General features: G+C 72.0%; 19 protein-coding genes. 12 read left to right on the top strand and 7 right to left on the bottom strand.

Annotated features, from left to right (window positions below; genetic code table 11):
- Positions 1–297: 297 nt before the first annotated feature.
- Positions 298–987 carry a fascin domain-containing protein gene (locus IG90_RS0128635; protein ID WP_030590602.1) on the bottom strand — a complete coding sequence of 230 codons (690 nt, stop codon included), beginning with the start codon at positions 985–987 and terminating at the stop codon, positions 298–300.
- Between the two features lie 523 nt (positions 988–1,510).
- Here IG90_RS0128635 and IG90_RS0128630 point away from each other — a divergent pair.
- Complete coding sequence (locus tag IG90_RS0128630; protein WP_030590599.1) at positions 1,511–2,440, top strand: phosphatidylinositol-specific phospholipase C; 930 nt, start codon at positions 1,511–1,513, stop codon at positions 2,438–2,440.
- A gap of 45 nt (positions 2,441–2,485) precedes the next feature.
- On the opposite strand, the gene IG90_RS0128625 is transcribed toward IG90_RS0128630, so the two are convergent.
- The 5 genes from IG90_RS0128625 to IG90_RS0128605 all read right to left on the bottom strand — a co-directional run bounded on the left by IG90_RS0128625 (position 2,486) and on the right by IG90_RS0128605 (position 7,808).
- On the bottom strand, positions 2,486–3,937 hold the full coding sequence (locus IG90_RS0128625) for a sensor histidine kinase (protein ID WP_051860388.1): 1,452 nt from the start codon (positions 3,935–3,937) through the stop codon (positions 2,486–2,488).
- The gene (locus tag IG90_RS0128620; protein ID WP_030590595.1) at positions 3,934–4,668 is read right to left on the bottom strand and encodes a response regulator transcription factor; all 735 of its coding nucleotides are present in this window, start codon (positions 4,666–4,668) and stop codon (positions 3,934–3,936) included. The genes IG90_RS0128625 and IG90_RS0128620 overlap by 4 nt, the downstream gene beginning before the upstream one ends.
- A gap of 77 nt (positions 4,669–4,745) precedes the next feature.
- Entirely contained in the window at positions 4,746–5,810 is a 1,065-nt protein-coding gene (locus IG90_RS0128615) for a S1C family serine protease (protein ID WP_030590593.1), read from the bottom strand.
- 108 nt (positions 5,811–5,918) lie between these two features.
- Complete coding sequence (locus IG90_RS0128610) at positions 5,919–6,959, bottom strand: LacI family DNA-binding transcriptional regulator (RefSeq protein WP_030590591.1); 1,041 nt, start codon at positions 6,957–6,959, stop codon at positions 5,919–5,921.
- 24 nt (positions 6,960–6,983) lie between these two features.
- Positions 6,984–7,808 (bottom strand): response regulator transcription factor, encoded by an 825-nt coding sequence (locus tag IG90_RS0128605; protein ID WP_030590589.1) that lies wholly within the window; start codon positions 7,806–7,808, stop codon positions 6,984–6,986.
- A gap of 358 nt (positions 7,809–8,166) precedes the next feature.
- On the opposite strand from IG90_RS0128605, the gene IG90_RS0128600 reads away from it, so the two are divergent.
- The 8 genes from IG90_RS0128600 to IG90_RS0128570 all read left to right on the top strand — a co-directional run bounded on the left by IG90_RS0128600 (position 8,167) and on the right by IG90_RS0128570 (position 13,695).
- Positions 8,167–9,009, top strand: a complete 843-nt coding sequence (locus tag IG90_RS0128600; RefSeq protein ID WP_030590587.1) for an alpha/beta hydrolase — start codon at positions 8,167–8,169, stop codon at positions 9,007–9,009.
- Between the two features lie 58 nt (positions 9,010–9,067).
- Complete coding sequence (locus tag IG90_RS0128595; protein ID WP_030590584.1) at positions 9,068–9,322, top strand: MoaD/ThiS family protein; 255 nt, start codon at positions 9,068–9,070, stop codon at positions 9,320–9,322.
- Between the two features lie 10 nt (positions 9,323–9,332).
- Positions 9,333–10,799 (top strand): hypothetical protein, encoded by a 1,467-nt coding sequence (locus tag IG90_RS0128590; protein WP_030590581.1) that lies wholly within the window; start codon positions 9,333–9,335, stop codon positions 10,797–10,799.
- Positions 10,800–10,956: 157 nt separating this feature from the next.
- Positions 10,957–11,646, top strand: a complete 690-nt coding sequence (locus IG90_RS0128585; RefSeq protein WP_030590578.1) for an LmeA family phospholipid-binding protein — start codon at positions 10,957–10,959, stop codon at positions 11,644–11,646.
- A 208-nt stretch (positions 11,647–11,854) separates the two neighbouring features.
- Positions 11,855–11,935 carry a putative leader peptide gene (locus tag IG90_RS47165; RefSeq protein WP_350310325.1) on the top strand — a complete coding sequence of 27 codons (81 nt, stop codon included), beginning with the start codon at positions 11,855–11,857 and terminating at the stop codon, positions 11,933–11,935.
- Between the two features lie 164 nt (positions 11,936–12,099).
- Positions 12,100–12,939, top strand: a complete 840-nt coding sequence (locus IG90_RS0128580; RefSeq protein ID WP_030590575.1) for a sulfurtransferase — start codon at positions 12,100–12,102, stop codon at positions 12,937–12,939.
- Positions 12,940–13,011: 72 nt separating this feature from the next.
- Complete coding sequence (locus IG90_RS0128575; RefSeq protein ID WP_030590573.1) at positions 13,012–13,299, top strand: DUF1416 domain-containing protein; 288 nt, start codon at positions 13,012–13,014, stop codon at positions 13,297–13,299.
- A gap of 138 nt (positions 13,300–13,437) precedes the next feature.
- The gene (locus IG90_RS0128570; protein ID WP_030590570.1) at positions 13,438–13,695 is read left to right on the top strand and encodes a DUF3099 domain-containing protein; all 258 of its coding nucleotides are present in this window, start codon (positions 13,438–13,440) and stop codon (positions 13,693–13,695) included.
- A 72-nt stretch (positions 13,696–13,767) separates the two neighbouring features.
- Here IG90_RS0128570 and IG90_RS0128565 read toward each other — a convergent pair whose 3' ends face one another.
- On the bottom strand, positions 13,768–14,130 hold the full coding sequence (locus IG90_RS0128565; RefSeq protein WP_030590567.1) for a DsrE family protein: 363 nt from the start codon (positions 14,128–14,130) through the stop codon (positions 13,768–13,770).
- Between the two features lie 730 nt (positions 14,131–14,860).
- Between IG90_RS0128565 and IG90_RS0128550 the strand changes: the two genes are divergently transcribed.
- Genes IG90_RS0128550 through ygfZ form a run of 3 tightly spaced genes read left to right on the top strand, consistent with a single transcriptional unit; the run spans position 14,861 to position 16,919 of the window.
- Positions 14,861–15,433, top strand: a complete 573-nt coding sequence (locus tag IG90_RS0128550; RefSeq protein ID WP_030590560.1) for a heme-binding beta-barrel domain-containing protein — start codon at positions 14,861–14,863, stop codon at positions 15,431–15,433.
- Between the two features lie 58 nt (positions 15,434–15,491).
- Positions 15,492–15,944: a Fur family transcriptional regulator gene (locus IG90_RS0128545; RefSeq protein WP_030590557.1), complete on the top strand. Its 453-nt coding sequence runs from the start codon at positions 15,492–15,494 to the stop codon at positions 15,942–15,944.
- Positions 15,945–15,953: 9 nt separating this feature from the next.
- Positions 15,954–16,919, top strand: a complete 966-nt coding sequence (gene ygfZ / locus IG90_RS0128540; RefSeq protein WP_030590555.1) for a CAF17-like 4Fe-4S cluster assembly/insertion protein YgfZ — start codon at positions 15,954–15,956, stop codon at positions 16,917–16,919.
- Positions 16,920–16,940: the final 21 nt, after the last annotated feature.

Here is a 16,940-nt window from a genome sequence, read left to right as displayed (position 1 = left end):
CGCGCTAGCTTCCTGATGTGCCGCCGCAGCTCTGCGCGGCCAACTCCCCTCACGCCTGCGCCCGTTGGGGGAGTCGCGATCCAGTGCGCCCCTCCCCGCAGCTCGTCACGCCGGCCGTGGGCGGGGGGCGTCCTGGTGTCACATCAGGAGGCTCTGCCATGTGCGCCCCCCCCGGGCTGCCCGTGCGGGTCGCCACGATAAAGACTCCCGGAGCCAGGGGCCCGGGAACCGGGCGTCACGGCCGGGCGGGGGACCCGGCCTCCGTCCGGGTGCTGGAGAAGGCCGGGTCGTGGTGTGTCAGCCGTCGATGCCGTACAGGTCGAACTGCTCCCAGGAGCCGGTGACCTCGGCGGAGCGGGCGCGCAGCGTGTACTGGAGCGGACCCGTGTAGCTGTTCTCCATCGCGACGAACAGGTTGTTCAGCGTGGACCGGAACGCGTAGAGGCTCAGGTCCTCGTTCTGGTAGAGCTCGAACCGCTCCCAGCCGCCCGCCGTCGTCGAACGGGCCCGCAGCACGTTCTTCCTGGCGCCGGTGAAGTTCTTCTCGACCGCCACATAGCGGTTGTTCGCGAGGGACTTCAGGGCGAACGTCTGGGAGGCCTCGTCCCACTCGAACGCGAAGCCCTCCCATGCGCCGGTGACATTGGTGGAACGGGCTCGCAGCACACCGGTGTCGGGGGCGGCGTAATTCACCTCGGTCGACGTGAACTTCCCGTTGCGCACCGACTTGACGGCCAGGTTCGAGGTCTCGTCCGCCTGCACGGATGCGCTTCTGCCGGATGCGTCTCCGCCGGACGCGGTCGGGGACTGCTGTCTGTCGGATGCGCCGGGGAGCTGTGCCAGGTCGTCCCCGTCCACCTTCTCCCAGCCTGCCGGGATGCCGGCCGCCGGAACCGGGCGGTCGTTCTGCGGGGTGGCTCCGGCCGCCGGTGCGGCCAGGGCGGATGCGGTCAGCAGGGCGGTCAGGGAAAGGAGGGTGGAGGTCATGCGTCGCACAGGTACTTCCTCGCTCTTCGTTGCCACGGATTCCGCATTCCGCACTCGGTATTCCGCATTCCAGGTTCGGGAATGAGCAGAGAGTGCGGTTCGGTGAAGTCGCCCCAGCGTAAGGGTAGTTCCTGATCTCCGGCAAAGGATTTCATGGCATCTCGGGAATTCCGGCAGCGGTCGCGCTGAATGTATTCGTCCGCGGTTTTCCGTTAGGAAAGAAGACTCGCCTCGTTTCCGTCCCGGCCACTTTCAAAGGGGCGGCGATGGGCGCGGCGGTGGGCGCGGTCGGCGGCCATCAGGGCGTCTTCGCCCAGATCGCGCACGGCGGCCGGGGCTCCCACCCGGACACGGCCGGGTCTCCCACCCGGACACCACCGGGCCGCGGCCGGTCGGGCCCCCGCGGTCCTCGGCCTTCCAGTGAGCGGCCTGAGATGCGGCAGGTGTGCGCCCTCTTCCGGAGGTGACGTGTGCCCGTCAGAATCCAAGGGCCCAGCCCCCCACGGCCCTTGGAGGCACCCGCATGTCCACCCCCGCGCGCACGCCCGAGTCCCGCTCCCTGCCCTCCCGCAGAGGCTTCCTGGCCGGCGCCCTCGCCGTCTCCGCCACCGCGGTCGTCGGTGCGGCGCCCGCCGTCGCCGCCACCCGGGAGGCCGGCCGGGCAGTCCGGGGGACGCAGGACTGGATGGCGGCCCTGCCCGACGGCACCCCGCTCCGGCGGCTCACGATCCCGGGGACGCACGACTCGGGGGCCCGGTTCGGCGGTCCGTGGTCGGAGTGCCAGAACACGACGATCGCGCAGCAACTGGAAAGCGGCATCCGCTTCCTGGACGTACGGTGCCGGCTCATCGAGGGCTCGTTCGCGATCCACCACGGGGCCTCGTTCCAGAACATGATGTTCGGCGACGTCCTCGTCGCCTGCCGGGACTTCCTCGCCAGGCGCCCGAGCGAGACCGTGCTGATGCGGGTCAAGCAGGAGTACTCCTCCGGGAGCGACGCCGCGTTCCGGGCGGTCTTCGACGACTACCTGGACGGGAGGGGCTGGCGGTCGCTGTTCCGCCTCGACCCGGCCCTCCCCGACCTCGGCGGGGCCCGGGGCAAGGTGGTGCTGCTCGCGGACAACGGCGGGCTGCCCGGGGTGCGGTACGGCGACCCGGCCCTCTTCGACATCCAGGACGACTACATGGCGGAGCCGTTCGCCAAGTACCCGAAGATCGAGGCGCAGTTCCGCGAGGCCGCCCAGCAGCCGGGCAAGTTCTTCATGAACTACGTCTCCACCGCCGCCCTGATGCCGCCCCGCTGGAACGCCGACCGGCTCAACCCGCAGGTGCACTCCTTCCTGGAGCGCGCCGAGACCGCCGGGTGGACCGGGCTCGGCATCATCCCGCTGGACTACCCGAACCAGCGGTCCGGGCTGGTCGAGTCGCTGATCAGGCACAACCCGACGGGGTGAGGGGCGCACGACCCGACGGGCCGGCGCCCCGGCCGGCCCGCCTGCTCACATCCCCGGCGGCGGCGTCGGCGCCCCCGGCAGCGTGAGTGCCGCCACGGTCCCGGGGCCGCCGTCCGGGGCCGGGCGCAGGGCGATCGCGCCGCCCGTCTGGTGCACCGTACGGGCCACGATCGACAGGCCCAGGCCCGAGCCGGGGAGCTGGCGGGCGGACGGGGAGCGCCAGAAGCGTTCGAAGACGTGCGGGAGTTCCTCGGCGGGGATGCCCGGGCCCCGGTCCCGGACGGTCAGCTCGCCCCGGTGCAGCGTCACGTCGACCGTGGAACCCGGCGGGCTGAACTTCACCGCGTTGTCCAGGACGTTGACGATCGCCCGCTCCAGCGCGGCCGGCTCCGCGCGTACGTACCAGGGGGCCAGGTCCTCCGTGATCGTCAGCTCCGGGCCGCGCAGGCGGGCGCGGCGCAGGGCGGTGCGGGTGATCTCGTGCAGGGCCACCACCTGGAGCGGGCCCGGCTGGGCGGCGTCGGGGCGGGCCAGTTCCTGGAGGTCGCCGATGAGGGCGGCCAGCTCCGTCATCTGGGCCTTCACCGAGGCCATCAGCGCCTTGCGGTCCTCCGGCGGGATCATCCGGCCCGTCTCGTCGCTGCGGGCCAGCAGCTCCACGTTGGTCCGCAGCGAGGTCAGCGGGGTGCGCAGCTCGTGGCCCGCGTCCGCGATCAGCTGCGCCTGGCGGTCGCGGGAGGAGGCGAGCTGGGCCGTCATCGAGTTGAACGAGCTGGACAGCCGGGCGATCTCGTCCTCGCCGTCCACCGGGATGCGTACGGTCAGGTCCTCGGTACGGGCCACGTGCTCGACGGCCTCGGTCAGTTCGTCGACCGGCCGGAGCCCGGCCCGCGCGATCCACAGCCCGGCCACGCCCGCGCCGACCACGCCGATGCCGGAGACGATGAGCAGCACCCAGGCCAGCTGGTTCAGCGGATCGGTGACCTGCTTCATGGGGACGGCCACGGAGACCGCGAGGCCGGGGCGGTCCGGACCGGCGGGCGAGGTGTGGACCCGCATCTCCGTGCCGTCCTCGGCGGTGGTCGTGTGCGTCGCGTCCTCGCGCAGCCCGCCGGCGACCGCCCGGTCCGCGGCCTCGACCGGGATGGCGGACTTGCCGGGCACCGTGCACGGCTTCTGCCCCACGGCCGGCACCAGCTGGATCGTGTACGGCCCGACGATCTGGAAGTCGCCGGGCAGCCCGCTCGTGCAGGACGTCGTCAGCAGGCGGATCGCGTTCTCGTTCGGCTGCACCTGGGACAGCGTCGTGTCGAGCTGCTCGGTCAGCCGCTCGCGGGTGGTGACCCAGCAGGCCACCGCCACCGCCGCCACCGCCACCGCCACCGCCGTGGCCACCAGCATCGCCAGCCGGGAACGCAGCGGCAGCGCGCGGAAGCGGCGCACCAGCCCGTTCCCGGCCGGCCCGGCCCTGCCCTCGGGGGCGTCCGCCGTGCTCACGCCTCCCCGCTCCCGCCCGCACGCAGCGCGTAGCCCACCCCGCGCACGGTGTGGACGAGGCGCGGCTCACCGCCCGCCTCCGTCTTGCGGCGCAGGTACATCACGTACACGTCCAGGGAGTTGGAGCTCGGCTCGAAGTCGAAGCCCCAGACCGCCTTGAGGATCTGCTCCCGGGTCAGCACCTGGCGCGGGTGGGACAGGAACATCTCCAGCAGGGTGAACTCGGTACGGGTCAGCTCCACCCGCCGCTCGCCCCGGGTGACCTCGCGGGTGGCCAGGTCCATCCGCAGGTCGGCGAAGGAGAGGACGTCGTCGTCGGGAGCGTCCGTGCCCGCCGCCGAGGCGTAGGAGCTGCGGCGCAGCAGGGCCCGGATGCGGGCGAAGAGCTCGTCCAGCTCGAACGGCTTGACCAGGTAGTCGTCCGCGCCGGCGTCGAGGCCGGTGACCCGGTCCCCGACGGTGTCGCGGGCGGTGAGCATGAGGATGGGCGTGGTCGAGCCGGTGGCCCGGATGCGGCGGGCCGCGGTGAGCCCGTCCATCCGGGGCATCTGGATGTCGAGGACGATGAGGTCGGGGGCGTACGCCTCGGCCGTCGCCAGGGCGTCGTACCCGTCGACCGCGACCTGTGTGCCGTACCCCTCGAAGGCGAGGCTGCGCCGCAGCGCCTCGCGCACGGCCGGCTCGTCGTCGACGATCAGGATGCGCTGGGGATCGTCTTCGGCGGGGCTCATCGCTGCTGTTCCTCTTCTCGTGTCGACCCGGACTGCGGGGGTGCCTCAGCCTCGCACGGCCGGGGCGGTGCGAGGGATCAGGAACCGTCGCCCGCGCGCAGGGTGTCCAGGTCGGCCTTGAGGGTGTTCACCGGGATCGCGAAGCCGAGACCCACGCTGCCCGCCGCGGAACCGCTGCCCGCGGCCGAGGAACTGGGCGCGTACATCGCGGAGTTGATGCCGATGATCTCGCCGTTCATGTTGATCAGCGCACCGCCGGAGTTGCCGGGGTTGAGCGAGGCGTCGGTCTGGAGTGCCTTGTACGTCGTGGTCTCCTCACCCGTGTCGCCGTTGAACTGCCGCCCGCCGAACTCGAACGGCCACTGCCCGTTGCCGCCGCCCTGCCGGTCCTGGCCCTGACCCCGTCCCGAGCTGCCGGAGTCGTCCCTGGCCACGGTGACGTCCCGGTCGAGCGCGGAGACGATGCCGCTGGTGACGGTGCCGGTCAGGCCCTCCGGCGAGCCGATCGCCACGACCTGGTCGCCGACCTTGACCTGCGAGGAGTCGCCGAGCGTGGCCGTCTTCAGCCCGCTCGCGCCCTGGAGCTTGATGAGCGCGAGGTCCTTGTCGGGGTCGGTGCCCACGACGTCGGCGGTGTACGTCCGGCCGGTCGAGAGCGTGACCTGGATCTGCCGCGCGCCCGAGATGACGTGGTTGTTGGTGACGATCTCACCGTCCTCGGTGATCACCACGCCCGACCCGGTGGACTTGCCCGCCGACGAGTTCGCGCCGATCTCCACGATCGCGGGCGAGACGGCCTCCGCGACGCCCGCGACGGTGCCCTTGCTGCTCTGCGAGATGGTGGTGCCGTTGACCGCGCCGCCCGAACCGGTGGCGCCGGAGCCCTCGCCGTTCAGCTGTCCGACGAGGGTGGCGGTGCCGCCGCCGATCACGCCCGCCGCGATCGCCACCGCCGCCAGCAGCGCGACCGGCCGCTTCGCCCGGCGCCTGTCGGTGGGGGCGTACGGGGGCGGCGGCGGGTAGCCGCCCACGGCGCCGTCGTACGCCGTGCCGTAGGAGGAGTCGTACGCCGTGCCGTGGCCGTACGGGGCCGGGTCCTGGTCCGTCGAGTGCGCGCCGCTCGGGCGAAGGTTCTCCGTCATGTGCACCAGGCTGGTCGGCGAACATGAGAAACGCCTGAGTACGTCCTGAGAAGCCCGGAAGAACCGCGTATGCCCGCTGTAAAGGCCCGACGGGGCAGAGGAAACAGGTCAGGCGGACGGCGAGGGCTCTCCGCAGCCGCACGAGCGCCGGACCACCAGCGCGGAGGGGAACTGCTTCAGCCGCTCCCGGCGCGATCCCGAGACCCGGAGCGAGTCGTCCAGCACCAGGTCCACCGCCGCCCGCGCCATCGCGGGGCGGTCGGAGTGGACCGTGGTCAGCGGCGGATCGGTGAGGCCCGCTTCCTTCACGTCGTCGAAGCCGGCCACCGCCAGCTCGCCCGGCACGTCGATGCGCAGCTCACGGGCGGCCCGCAGCACGCCGAAGGCCTGGTCGTCCGTGGCGCAGAAGATCGCCGGAGGCCGGTCCGGACCCGCCAGCAGCCCGAGGGCCACCTGATAGGCGTCGTAACGGTTGTACGGGGCATGGAACAGCCGGCCCTCCGTGGAGCGGCCCGACTCGCGCATCGCCCGCCGCCAGCCCTCGACGTGGTCGGCGACCGGGTCGCCGACCACCGGGGTCGACTCCATGCCGCCGAGGCAGGCCACGTACGCGTTGCCGTGCTCCAGCAGGTGCCGGGTGGCGAGCTGGGCGCCGCCCACGTCGTCGGTGACGACGGCGACGTCGTCGATCGCCTCGGGGCGCTCGTGCAGCAGGACGACCCGGGCGTCCCAGGCCTCGATCTCGGCGGCGGCGCGCTCGCTGGGGCCCTGGCTGACCAGGATCAGCCCGGAGACGCGCATCCCGAGGAAGGCCCGCAGGTAGTGGACCTCGCGTTCGTCGCGGTAGTCGGAGTTGCCGACGAGCACCATCTTCCCGCGCTCGGCGGCGGCCTGTTCGACCGCGTGCGCCATCTCCGCGAAGAACGGCTGCCGGGCGTCCGGCACGATCATGCCTATGAGGTCCGTGCGGCGCGAGGCCATGGCCTGGGCGACCCGGTCGGGCCGGTAGCCCAGCTCCTTGATCGCGGCGAGCACCCGCTCGCGCGTGGCCGGGGCGACCGGCCGGGGTCCGTTGTTGATGACGTAGCTGACGACCGCGGTCGACGTCCCCGCCAGTCTCGCCACATCGTCCCGCGTCACCTTGGCCACGCGCCGCAGTCTACGCGGATGGACCTACCTCTTGGCAGCCTCCACCGGGGCTTCTTCCGTCACCCCGGCGGCAGGGGACTGCTCCGAACGGGTGACGGCTTCCGCTTCCCCCGACCGCCGCTGTTGCTGCTGCTGGGCGGCGGCCCGGTCCTTCGCCTCCTCCGCCGCGCGCTCGACCTTCTCCGGGGTGACGAAGCGGTAGCCGACGTTACGCACGGTGCCGATCAGCGACTCGTGCTCGGGGCCGAGCTTGGCGCGCAGCCGCCGCACGTGGACGTCGACCGTCCGCGTACCGCCGAAGTAGTCGTAGCCCCAGACCTCCTGGAGGAGCTGGGCGCGGGTGAACACCCGGCCCGGATGCTGGGCGAGGTACTTCAGCAGTTCGAATTCCTTGAAGGTCAGGTCCAGGACCCGCCCCTTGAGTTTCGCGCTGTACGTCGCCTCGTCGACGGAGAGGTCGCCGTTGCGGATCTCCATCGGGGAGTCGTCGGAGGTGATCTGCCGGCGGCCCATGGCCAGCCGCAGCCGGGCCTCGACCTCGGCCGGGCCCGCCGTGTCGAGGAGGACGTCGTCGACGCCCCAGTCGGCGGTGACGGCCGCGAGACCGCCCTCGGTGACGACGAGGATCAGCGGACAGCCGGGCCCCGTGGACCGCAGCAGCTGGCAGAGCGAGCGGACCTGCGGAAGGTCACGGCGCCCGTCGACGAGGATCACGTCGGCGCCCGGGGTGTCCACGAGGGCCGGGCCCTCGGCGGGGGCCACCCGCACGCTGTGGAGCAGGAGGCCGAGGGCGGGGAGCACCTCCGTCGACGGCTGGAGTGCGTTCGTCAGAAGCAGCAGTGAACTCATCGCCGTCCACCTGCCTGGTTCGGTCGATCGTGTTGCACGGTTCGCTCGCCCATTACGTCGGTCCTCCTCGTTCCCTGCGAGAGGGGCACTCCCGGGTCGGACCCGGGGGAGTATGCGGCACTGCTTCGTACGTCATGCGTCATGCGTCATGCGGGTTCTGCGGTGCGGTCCCGCGCCCTGGGACCGCTGAGCTTGTCGAAACGTCGCCGTAACAACGCCCGAAAAGCACAAAAGGACCCGGGGGCTGCATTGCCCGGATCCTCTTCGCAGCAGAATAGCCCACATGAGTTCCGTGTCCGAGGGTCGATTCCTGGGTTCTTCTGTTCCCTTGCTCACGCGACCCCCACGATTCGGCACGTTGCTGACGGATGACGGCGTACCGGTCGAGGCGGTGTACGAGCCGTGTACGGCGGGCTCAGGGGCGGCGGAGGACGAGGGCGCCGCAGCCCCTGCGGCGACCCCCGCGATCGTCGTCGCGCACGGGTTCTCCGGCTCGGCCGACCGTCCTGCCGTCAGGCGTGCCGCGCGGGTGTTCGCCCAGCGTGCGGCCGTGATCACGTTCTCGTTCCGGGGGCACGGGCGGTCCGGCGGGCGCTCCACCGTGGGCGACCGCGAGGTGCTGGACCTGGCCGCGGCGGTGGCCTGGGCGCGGGAGCTGGGACACACCCGGGTCGTCACGGTCGGGTTCTCCATGGGCGGCTCCGTGGTGCTCCGGCACGGCGCTCTGTATACGGCGGAATCCGTCCTCGGGGATTCGCCCGTTCGCGTACCGGAGCGCGAGGGGCGCACTGGGAGCGAGGGGGCGCACTCGGACGCGGTGGTGTCCGTCAGCGCTCCGGCCCGCTGGTACTACCGGGGGACGGCCCCGATGCGCCGGCTGCACTGGGTGGTCACCCGCCCCACGGGCCGCCTCGTCGGCCGCTACGGACTCCGTACCCGCATCGCCACCGAGGACTGGGACCCCGTCCCGCTCTCCCCGGTCGCCGCGGTCCCGCTCATCGCCCCGGCCCCGCTGCTGCTCGTGCACGGCGACCGCGACCCGTACTTCCCGCTGGACCACCCGAGGATGCTGGCGGAGGCGGCCGGACCCGGCGGCGCGGAGCTGTGGCTGGAGCGGGGGATGGGCCATGCCGAGAACGCGGCGGACGACGCCCTGCTGGCCCGCATCGCCGACTGGGCGACGGCCGCGCCGCCCGCGTGACCCATCATGGAGAGCTGACGCACGAGGCGTCCGACGAACCGACCGAAGGAGTGGCGCCATGGCAGCGGGGACGATCCGCTACTGGGCTGCGGCCAAGGCAGCCGCGGGCACCGCGGAGGAACCGTACGCGGCGGCGACCCTCGCCGAGGCGCTCGACGCGGTACGCGAACGGCACCCCGGCGAGCTGAGCCGGGTGCTCCGGCGGTGCTCGTTCCTCGTCGACGGGGACCCCGTCGGGACCCGCGGGCATGAGACCGTACGCCTTGCCGAGGGCGGCACGGTCGAGGTGCTCCCGCCGTTCGCAGGAGGGTGAACCGCAGGCCATGAGCAGCAGCGATCAGCAGTACCCGTATCCGTACGACCCCGAGCAGCCGCAGCAGCCGCAGCAGCCGCAGCCTTCGTCGCCGCACTGGCCCGACGGGACGGCCGGGCGGTCCGCCGTGTCCCCGGAGCCGGCCGACTTCGGCCAGGGCGCGACGCAGACGTGGCAGGCGCCGACCTGGGACACGCAGTACCAGCCGACGATCCGCCCGGACGACCCGCCACAGGCGCAGGGGCAGGGGTACGGGCAGGGTCAGGCGCAGGGTTACGGGCAGCAGCAGCCGCCGCAGCAGCAGCAGCCGGATCCGTACCGGCAGCAGTACCAGGAGCCCCGGTACCAGCCGCAGCAGCAGTACCAGGAGCCGCAGCACCTGGGGCAGCACGAGCCCCAGCAGCAGTTTCAGGAACCGCAGCAGCACCAGGGGCAGCACGAGCCCCAGCAGCAGTTTCAGGAACCGCAGCAGCACCTGGGACAGCACCAGCCCCAGCAGCACCAGGGACAGCACCAGCCCCAGCAGCCGTACCAGCCCTCCGCGGCCGACACCGCCTATCTGCCGCCTCAAGGGGCCTCGGGCTCCTTCCCGCTGCCGCCCGAGGTCCCGGCCACACCCGTCGCACCCGCCACACCGGCCCCCGCTCCCGAGCCCGCGGCCGGACAGCCGGGACCGGGTGGCACGGGCTACAGCGCGCCCACGACGCTGGGCAACGCCCGGATCACCGATGCCCAGCGGGCCCGCGCCGAGGGGCGCTCGCCGATCATCGCGCCGGGGATGCAGCCCGCGGCGCTCACCGCCGTACTCGGGCTGCTGCTCGCGGGGGGTGCGGCGATCGGGCCGTACGCCCTGCTCGTCCCGGTGGTGCTCCTCCAGGCGGTGACGGCCGCAGGCTGGTTCCGGCTCAACGGCATGTGGCCCGCCCGCCAGGGCATCGCGCTCGCCTTCGCCGGCGGGCTCGTCGCCGACGTCGCCCTGCTCGCGGCGGGCCGGGAGCACGGTCCCGCCGCGCTGCTGGGCACGCTGGGCGTCTGGGTGCTGCTCACGGTGGTCCTCCAGCTCCGCAGCCACGCCGGGGCCGACGAGCGGATGTACGGGCTGATGGCCACCGTCGTCTCCGCGTCCCTCGCTGTGCTCGCCGGCGGGCACCTCGCGGCGGTCCCGGACGCGGTGGCGGTCGGCGGGGTGGCCGTCGCGGCGGCCGTGCTCGCCCGTGCCCTGCCGCTGCCCGGCGTGGTCTCCGTCGCGGTGGCCCTGCTCGCGGGTGCGGGCGCGGGCGTCGCGGTCGGCGCTCTGACCGACTTCGGGGCGAAGGGCGCGCTGCTCGGTCTCGCGGCGGGCGGGTGCGCGCTCATCGGGCTGCGGGTGGCGAGCTACGACTACCCGTCCCGGTTCGTGCACATGACCGCCGGGGTGGCGTTGCCGCTGACCGTGGCGGCCCCGGTCGTCTACCTGGTCGGCCGCGCGATCCTCTGACGGCCCGCACCCCGACCGCCGTGCGCCACGGCTGCTGACGGCCCCTCGGGAACCGATGAGGGGCCGTCATTCGTCGATCATTCAGGGCGTCCCCTCCTGCGGCAGTAGGCTCACGGGCGCCAGGGGGACCGATCGGCTCAGGGTGGGGAAACGACACATGCGCGCACTGCGAATACTGCTGGTTCTGGTGGTGGTGCTCGGCGGCCTCTTCATCGCCGTCGACCGCGCGGCCGTCTGGTTCGCCGAGTCCGAGGCCGAGGACCGGGTCACGATCAGCGGGGGCGGCCCCGCCACGACGGAGATCTCGATCAAGGGCTTCCCCTTCCTCACCCAGCTCGCCGGTTCGCAGCTCGACCGGGTCGACGTCAACCTCACCGGCATGCGGACCAGCGCCGCCGGCCGGGCGATGCGGGTCAGCGAGGTCCGGGCCGAACTGCACGACGTGAAGCTCGGCTCCGGCTACCGGAGCGCCACGGCCGCCCGCGCCACCGGCACCGGGCACGTCAGCTACGAGGACCTGACGGCGGCGGCCAGCGACGGCGTCGTCGTGGAGTACGGCGGCAACGGCAAGGCCAAGGTCACCGGCACGGTCGAGGTCCTCGGCCGCCCGATCTCGCGCAGTGTGCTGTCCACCGTGACCCGCGTCGACGGTCACACGATCAAGGTGCGCGCGGACGAGGTGCCGGGCGAGGGGATCCCCGGCGTCGAGGAACTGGTCCGCAAGAAGACCGACTTCGAGGGCGACGTCGACGGGCTGCCGAAGGGCCTGGAGCTCCGGGAGGTCAAGGTGACCGAGAAGGGCCTGGAGATATCGGTGACCGGCTCGGACGTCTCCCTGACGGGCTGACCGGCCGCCCTCGGTCCACCGGGGCCGCCCCGTTGATCCGGATGGTGAGACACCCGTGTCCGGTCCGCAGATAAGAGGAAGGCCCGGGGGAGCCGGGCAGGCGATCCAAGGCCTGTCCGCCCCTCCACGTCTCACATAACGGATGATCGCGTCTCATCATGCGACACGACGGTGACATCTCCGTACGTACCTCCCTACGATCGGACCCATGAAGCGACAGGCGGATCTCACGAAGCGGCGGGCAGTAGACCTGTGCCGCGTCGCCGCCATGCTCTGTCGCACCTTCTGAGCGGGGCGTTCGCACCGTCCCGTTTTCTCCCCGGCCCTTCGACCGTCGTCAGGGCCGGCCGTGCCCCGTACGCGCCGCGTTCCAGTGCCTCCGCGCGTACACCCGCACCCCGCAACTCCGCATCTCGCACCACACCGCCGCAGACTGCCCCGGAGGAGAACAACATGAGCCGCAGCGACGTCCTGGTAGACGCCGACTGGGTCGAGGCCCACATCGACGACCCGCAGGTCGCCATCGTCGAGGTGGACGAGGACACCTCGGCGTACGAGAAGAACCACATCACTAACGCGATCCGGATCGACTGGACCAAGGACCTCCAGGACCCGGTCCGCCGTGACTTCGTCGACCAGGCCGGCTTCGAGAAGCTGCTCAGCGAGAAGGGCATCGGCAACGACACGCTGGTCGTCCTCTACGGCGGCAACAACAACTGGTTCGCCTCCTACGCCTACTGGTACTTCAAGCTGTACGGCCACGAGAACGTGAAGCTCCTCGACGGCGGCCGCAAGAAGTGGGAGCTCGACTCCCGCGACCTGACCGACGTCGTCCCGACGCGCCCGGCCACCCAGTACAAGGCCAAGCCGCAGGACGAGTCGATCCGCGCCTACCGCGACGACGTCGTCAAGGCGATCGGCAGCCAGAACCTGGTCGACGTGCGCTCGCCCGACGAGTTCAGCGGCAAGCTGCTCGCCCCGGCCCACCTCCCGCAGGAGCAGTCGCAGCGCCCCGGCCACGTGCCGAGCGCCCGCAACATCCCGTGGTCGAAGAACGCCAACGACGACGGCACCTTCAAGTCGGACGACGAGCTCAAGGCCCTCTACGAGGCCGAGCAGGTCGACCTGGCGAAGGACACCATCGCCTACTGCCGCATCGGTGAGCGCTCCGCGCTCACCTGGTTCGTCCTCCACGAGCTGCTCGGTCAGGAGAACGTCAAGAACTACGACGGTTCCTGGACCGAGTACGGCTCCCTCGTCGGCGTGCCGATCGAGCTCGGCGCCAACAAGTAGCGCCACCCGGCAGAGTCCTGACGGACCTGACCGATCCGACCGACCGCACGACCCGACCAGAAGGACAGAACCATGTGTGGAGCACAGGCCGGTGGCCCCGACGCTTCGACGATCAAGCCCGGTGAGACCACCATCCAGGGCAGCGTGACCCGCGACGGCGAGCCCGTCACCGGTTACGTACGGCTGCTGGACTCGACCGGTGAGTTCACCGCCGAGGTCCCGACCTCGGCGACCGGACAGTTCCGCTTCTACGCGGCCGAGGGCACCTGGACGGTCCGCGCCCTGGTTCCGGGCGGCAGCGCCGACCGCACGGTCGTCGCGCAGACCGGCGGTCTCTCCGAGGTCGCCATCGCCGTCTGATCCTTCACGGATCCGCGGCGGGCCGGTGGATCCGGCTCACGGAACGGCCGGAGGGCCGCACCCCAGGGGGTTGGACGCCACCTGACGCGGGGTGCGGCCCTTCGTGCCGTCCGGCGACCGGAGACCTACGCTGGAAGCATGTACGCCCGACGCAGGCGGAACTACTTCCTCATGATGGGCGGATGCATCGCGCTCTTCGTGTCCGCCTGGGCCGTGGTGCGCCTGTGGTCCATGCCGGTCGCCGTCGGCATGTGCGTGGTCGCCATGGTGATCCCGCCGATCGCCGCGATGATCGCCAACCGGCGTGGCCCGGAGGACCGTTGGTGGGACGACCCCTCCGGGGACCCGAAGTCCGACGAGTGGTGGGACGAGCTGGACGGCAAGAAGCGCCACTGAGCCATCAGCGGACGGGCTGTCGTCGGTGGACGAGCCCGTCAGCAGACGCGTGCCTTCAGCAGACGCGTGCCATCAGTAGACGAGCGCCTGGGTGCCGTCCGCCATGGCCTCCTGCACGAAGACCTGCGCGCCCGCGATGCGTACGCCCTCCAGCACGTCCTTCTCGGTGATGTCGCGCCGGGCCGCGCACTGGGTGCACAGGGTGATCCGGCCACCCGCCAGGATCGAGTCCAGCAGGTCGGGCAGCGGCGCGGCGTGCGGCAGTTCGAACTCGGCGGCCCGGCCCGGCAGGGCGAACCACGAGGACTCCCCGGTCAGCCAGAGCGAGACCTCGACACCGCTGGCGACGCCCACGGCCGCCACGGTGAAGGCCTGGGAGCAGCGCTCGGCGGCCTCGGGCCCTGCGGTCACCTTGATCACGAGCTTCTTCGGCATATGCCGAACTGTAATCGTCCGGAAGGCAACCGGCGGAGCCGCCCGTGCAGGCCGACGCGCCCGCGCCGGCGGAGCCGCCCGCGCCGCGCCGGCCGACGCGCCCGTACACCGGCGGCCGCGCGGCCGTACGACGGTGATCATCGCGGCGGCGGCGCGGCGCGGGCGGGGCCGCCGTGCGGTACGCCGCCGGACCGCACGGGCACCACGGAGTCCGACGACGGCCGGGCCTGGCCGACGACATCGAGAACCTCTCCCCGTCCGTCTTCGCCGAGCAGGCGCCCTTCGGGGCCGAGCACGTCCGGCAGGCGTACACCCCGGCGGGGGAACACGATCGCCCTCGTCGTGCACGAGCGCGCCGGGAAGCGGGAGACGGCCCGCATCCCCTTCCGGTACACGCTGATCCCGCAGAACCAGCTGCCCGCCCGGGCAGGCCCCGAGACCCGCGGCGGCGGCCCCCGGCCGACACCTGGACGAGAAGACCGGGCCCCCACCCATTAGGCTGTGGGCCCGGCCCTGTACCGCCGCCACCCGCTCGTCCACGAGGAGCCCCCTGTGCTTGAGGCATTCTTCTCCGCCCTGCTGATCCTGGTCTGCGTGGGCGTCACCGCCTTCGCCGCGATCACCGTGAAGAAGCTGTACCAGGGCCAGCGCTGACCCTCGTAACACCCGGTCCGCATCCGGTCCGCACGGGACCGTTCCGCCCCTCCCTCACAGATCGTCTGAGCCGCTCATGATCGAGATTCCGTCCGACCTCCACCCGGACCTCGTCCCGCTGGCCTTCCTCCTCGGCAACTGGGCGGGCGCGGGCGTGTCCGACTTCCCCGGTGCCGAGAAGTGCAACTTCGGCCAGGAAGTCACCTTCAGCCACGACGGCCGTGACTTCCTGGAGTACGTCTCCCGCACCTGGGTCCTGGACGACGAGGGCAAGCAGGTCCGGCCGCTGGAGACGGAGACCGGCTACTGGCGCGTCGACAAGGACCGCAAGGTCGAGGTCGTCATGGTCCGCGACCAGGGCGTCATCGAGATCTGGTACGGCGAGCTGGCCGACCGGAAGCCGCAGATCGACCTGGTCACCGACGCGGTGGCCCGCACGGCGGCCTCCGGCCCGTACAGCGGTGGCAAGCGGCTCTACGGGTACGTCAAGAGCGACCTCATGTGGGTCGGCGAGAAGGCCACGCCCGGGGTCGAGCTGCGCCCGTACATGTCGGCGCACCTGAAGAAGGTCGTCACCCCCGAGGAGGTCGCCGAGATGGCGCGCAACCTCGAGGACATGCCGGACGACGGCATCGCGTTCTTCAAGTAGGGCGCCCGTTCCGGACGAGCACTGCTGGCAGGTGCCCACCCCGCTCTACACTGGGCCTGTGGTGAGCACCGACTGGAAGACCGACCTCCGGCAGCGCGGCTATCGGCTGACGCCCCAGCGTCAGCTCGTCCTGGAGGCGGTCGACGCCCTGGAGCACGCGACGCCGGACGACATCCTGTGCGAGGTGCGCAGGACCGCGTCCGGCGTGAACATCTCCACGGTGTACCGGACCCTGGAGCTCCTGGAGGAGCTCGGGCTGGTCAGCCACGCGCATCTGGGGCACGGCGCCCCGACGTACCACCTGGCCGACCGCCACCACCACATCCACCTGGTCTGCCGGGACTGCGACGACGTCACCGAGGCGGATCTCTCCGTCGTCGCCGAGTTCACCGAGAAGCTCCGCGCCGGCTTCGGCTTCGAGACCGATATGAAGCACTTCGCGATCTTCGGCCGCTGTGCCTCGTGCACGGCCACCAGGAAGGCAGCGGAGGACGCCTCCGCCAAGTCGTAGGCTGGGCGCATGAAGAGCCCCTTGCTGTCCCTGCCCGGTGCCGTTCCCGCCGAAGGCCGCGACGAAGGTGTCGCCGCGCATTACGGCGACCTGTTCCGCGAGCAACGCGCCCTCGCCGACGGCAACGGCTTCGTCGACCTCTCCCACCGCGGTGTCGTCACCGTCACCGGCGGCGACCGGCTGACCTGGCTGCACCTGCTGATCACCCAGCACGTCAGCGACCTCGCCCCGCACCAGGCCACCGAGGCGCTCATCCTCTCCGCCAACGGGCACATCGAGCACGCCATGTACCTCGTCGACGACGGGACGACGGTGTGGATGCACGTCGAACCGGACACCCAGGACGACCTGATCGCCTACCTGGAGTCGATGAAGTTCTTCTACCGGGTCGAGGTCGCCGACCGCACCGCGGACATCGCCCTCGTCCACCTCCCGGCCGGCTCCATCGCCGAGGTGCCGGACGGGGTGGCCGTACGGGAGACCCCGCAGGGCCGGGACCTGTTCCTGCCGCGCCAGGAGCTGGAGGCGTACGCCGCCGCCCACGGGCCCGCCGCCGGGATCCTGGCGTACGAGGCGCTGCGCGTCGAGGGGCACCGGCCGCGCGTCGGCTTCGAGACCGACCACCGCACCATCCCGCACGAGCTGGGCTGGATCGGCACCGCCGTCCACCTCCAGAAGGGCTGCTACCGGGGGCAGGAGACCGTGGCCCGCGTCCACAACCTGGGGAAGCCGCCGCGCCGGCTCGTCTTCCTGCACCTGGACGGCAGCGAGGTGCACCTGCCCGGACACGGGACACCGGTGCGGCTGGCCGCCGACGGCCAGGAGGGCCGCCAGCTCGGCTTCATCACCACCTCGGCCCGCCACCACGAGCTGGGCCCGATCGCCCTGGCCCTGGTCAAGCGGAACGTGGCCGTCGACGCGGAGCTGCTCGCCGGGGACACGGCGGCCGCCCAGGAGACCGTCGTCGAGCCGTAGCGCGCCGCCCCTCCGCGTACG

This window comes from Streptomyces anulatus (assembly GCF_000721175.1).
GTDB classification, from domain to species: Bacteria; Actinomycetota; Actinomycetes; order Streptomycetales; family Streptomycetaceae; genus Streptomyces; species Streptomyces anulatus_C.
Note: the sequence above shows the minus strand (reverse complement) of the source record. Positions and strands in the feature narration are given on the sequence as shown.

What these genes read in the sequence shown, in the direction of transcription:
- IG90_RS0128550 (WP_030590560.1), top strand. Translation starts at nt 14,861, where the DNA reads ATGATCGAGATTCCGTCCGACCTCCACCCGGACCTCGTCCCGCTGGCC.
- IG90_RS0128575 (WP_030590573.1), top strand. Translation starts at nt 13,012, where the DNA reads ATGTGTGGAGCACAGGCCGGTGGCCCCGACGCTTCGACGATCAAGCCC.
- IG90_RS0128620 (WP_030590595.1), bottom strand. Translation starts at nt 4,668, where the DNA reads ATGAGCCCCGCCGAAGACGATCCCCAGCGCATCCTGATCGTCGACGAC.
- IG90_RS0128630 (WP_030590599.1), top strand. Translation starts at nt 1,511, where the DNA reads ATGTCCACCCCCGCGCGCACGCCCGAGTCCCGCTCCCTGCCCTCCCGC.
- IG90_RS0128605 (WP_030590589.1), bottom strand. Translation starts at nt 7,808, where the DNA reads ATGAGTTCACTGCTGCTTCTGACGAACGCACTCCAGCCGTCGACGGAG.
- IG90_RS47165 (WP_350310325.1), top strand. Translation starts at nt 11,855, where the DNA reads ATGAAGCGACAGGCGGATCTCACGAAGCGGCGGGCAGTAGACCTGTGC.
- IG90_RS0128590 (WP_030590581.1), top strand. Translation starts at nt 9,333, where the DNA reads ATGAGCAGCAGCGATCAGCAGTACCCGTATCCGTACGACCCCGAGCAG.
- IG90_RS0128565 (WP_030590567.1), bottom strand. Translation starts at nt 14,130, where the DNA reads ATGCCGAAGAAGCTCGTGATCAAGGTGACCGCAGGGCCCGAGGCCGCC.
- IG90_RS0128595 (WP_030590584.1), top strand. Translation starts at nt 9,068, where the DNA reads ATGGCAGCGGGGACGATCCGCTACTGGGCTGCGGCCAAGGCAGCCGCG.
- IG90_RS0128570 (WP_030590570.1), top strand. Translation starts at nt 13,438, where the DNA reads ATGTACGCCCGACGCAGGCGGAACTACTTCCTCATGATGGGCGGATGC.
- ygfZ (WP_030590555.1), top strand. Translation starts at nt 15,954, where the DNA reads ATGAAGAGCCCCTTGCTGTCCCTGCCCGGTGCCGTTCCCGCCGAAGGC.
- IG90_RS0128580 (WP_030590575.1), top strand. Translation starts at nt 12,100, where the DNA reads ATGAGCCGCAGCGACGTCCTGGTAGACGCCGACTGGGTCGAGGCCCAC.
- IG90_RS0128635 (WP_030590602.1), bottom strand. Translation starts at nt 987, where the DNA reads ATGACCTCCACCCTCCTTTCCCTGACCGCCCTGCTGACCGCATCCGCC.
- IG90_RS0128615 (WP_030590593.1), bottom strand. Translation starts at nt 5,810, where the DNA reads ATGACGGAGAACCTTCGCCCGAGCGGCGCGCACTCGACGGACCAGGAC.
- IG90_RS0128585 (WP_030590578.1), top strand. Translation starts at nt 10,957, where the DNA reads ATGCGCGCACTGCGAATACTGCTGGTTCTGGTGGTGGTGCTCGGCGGC.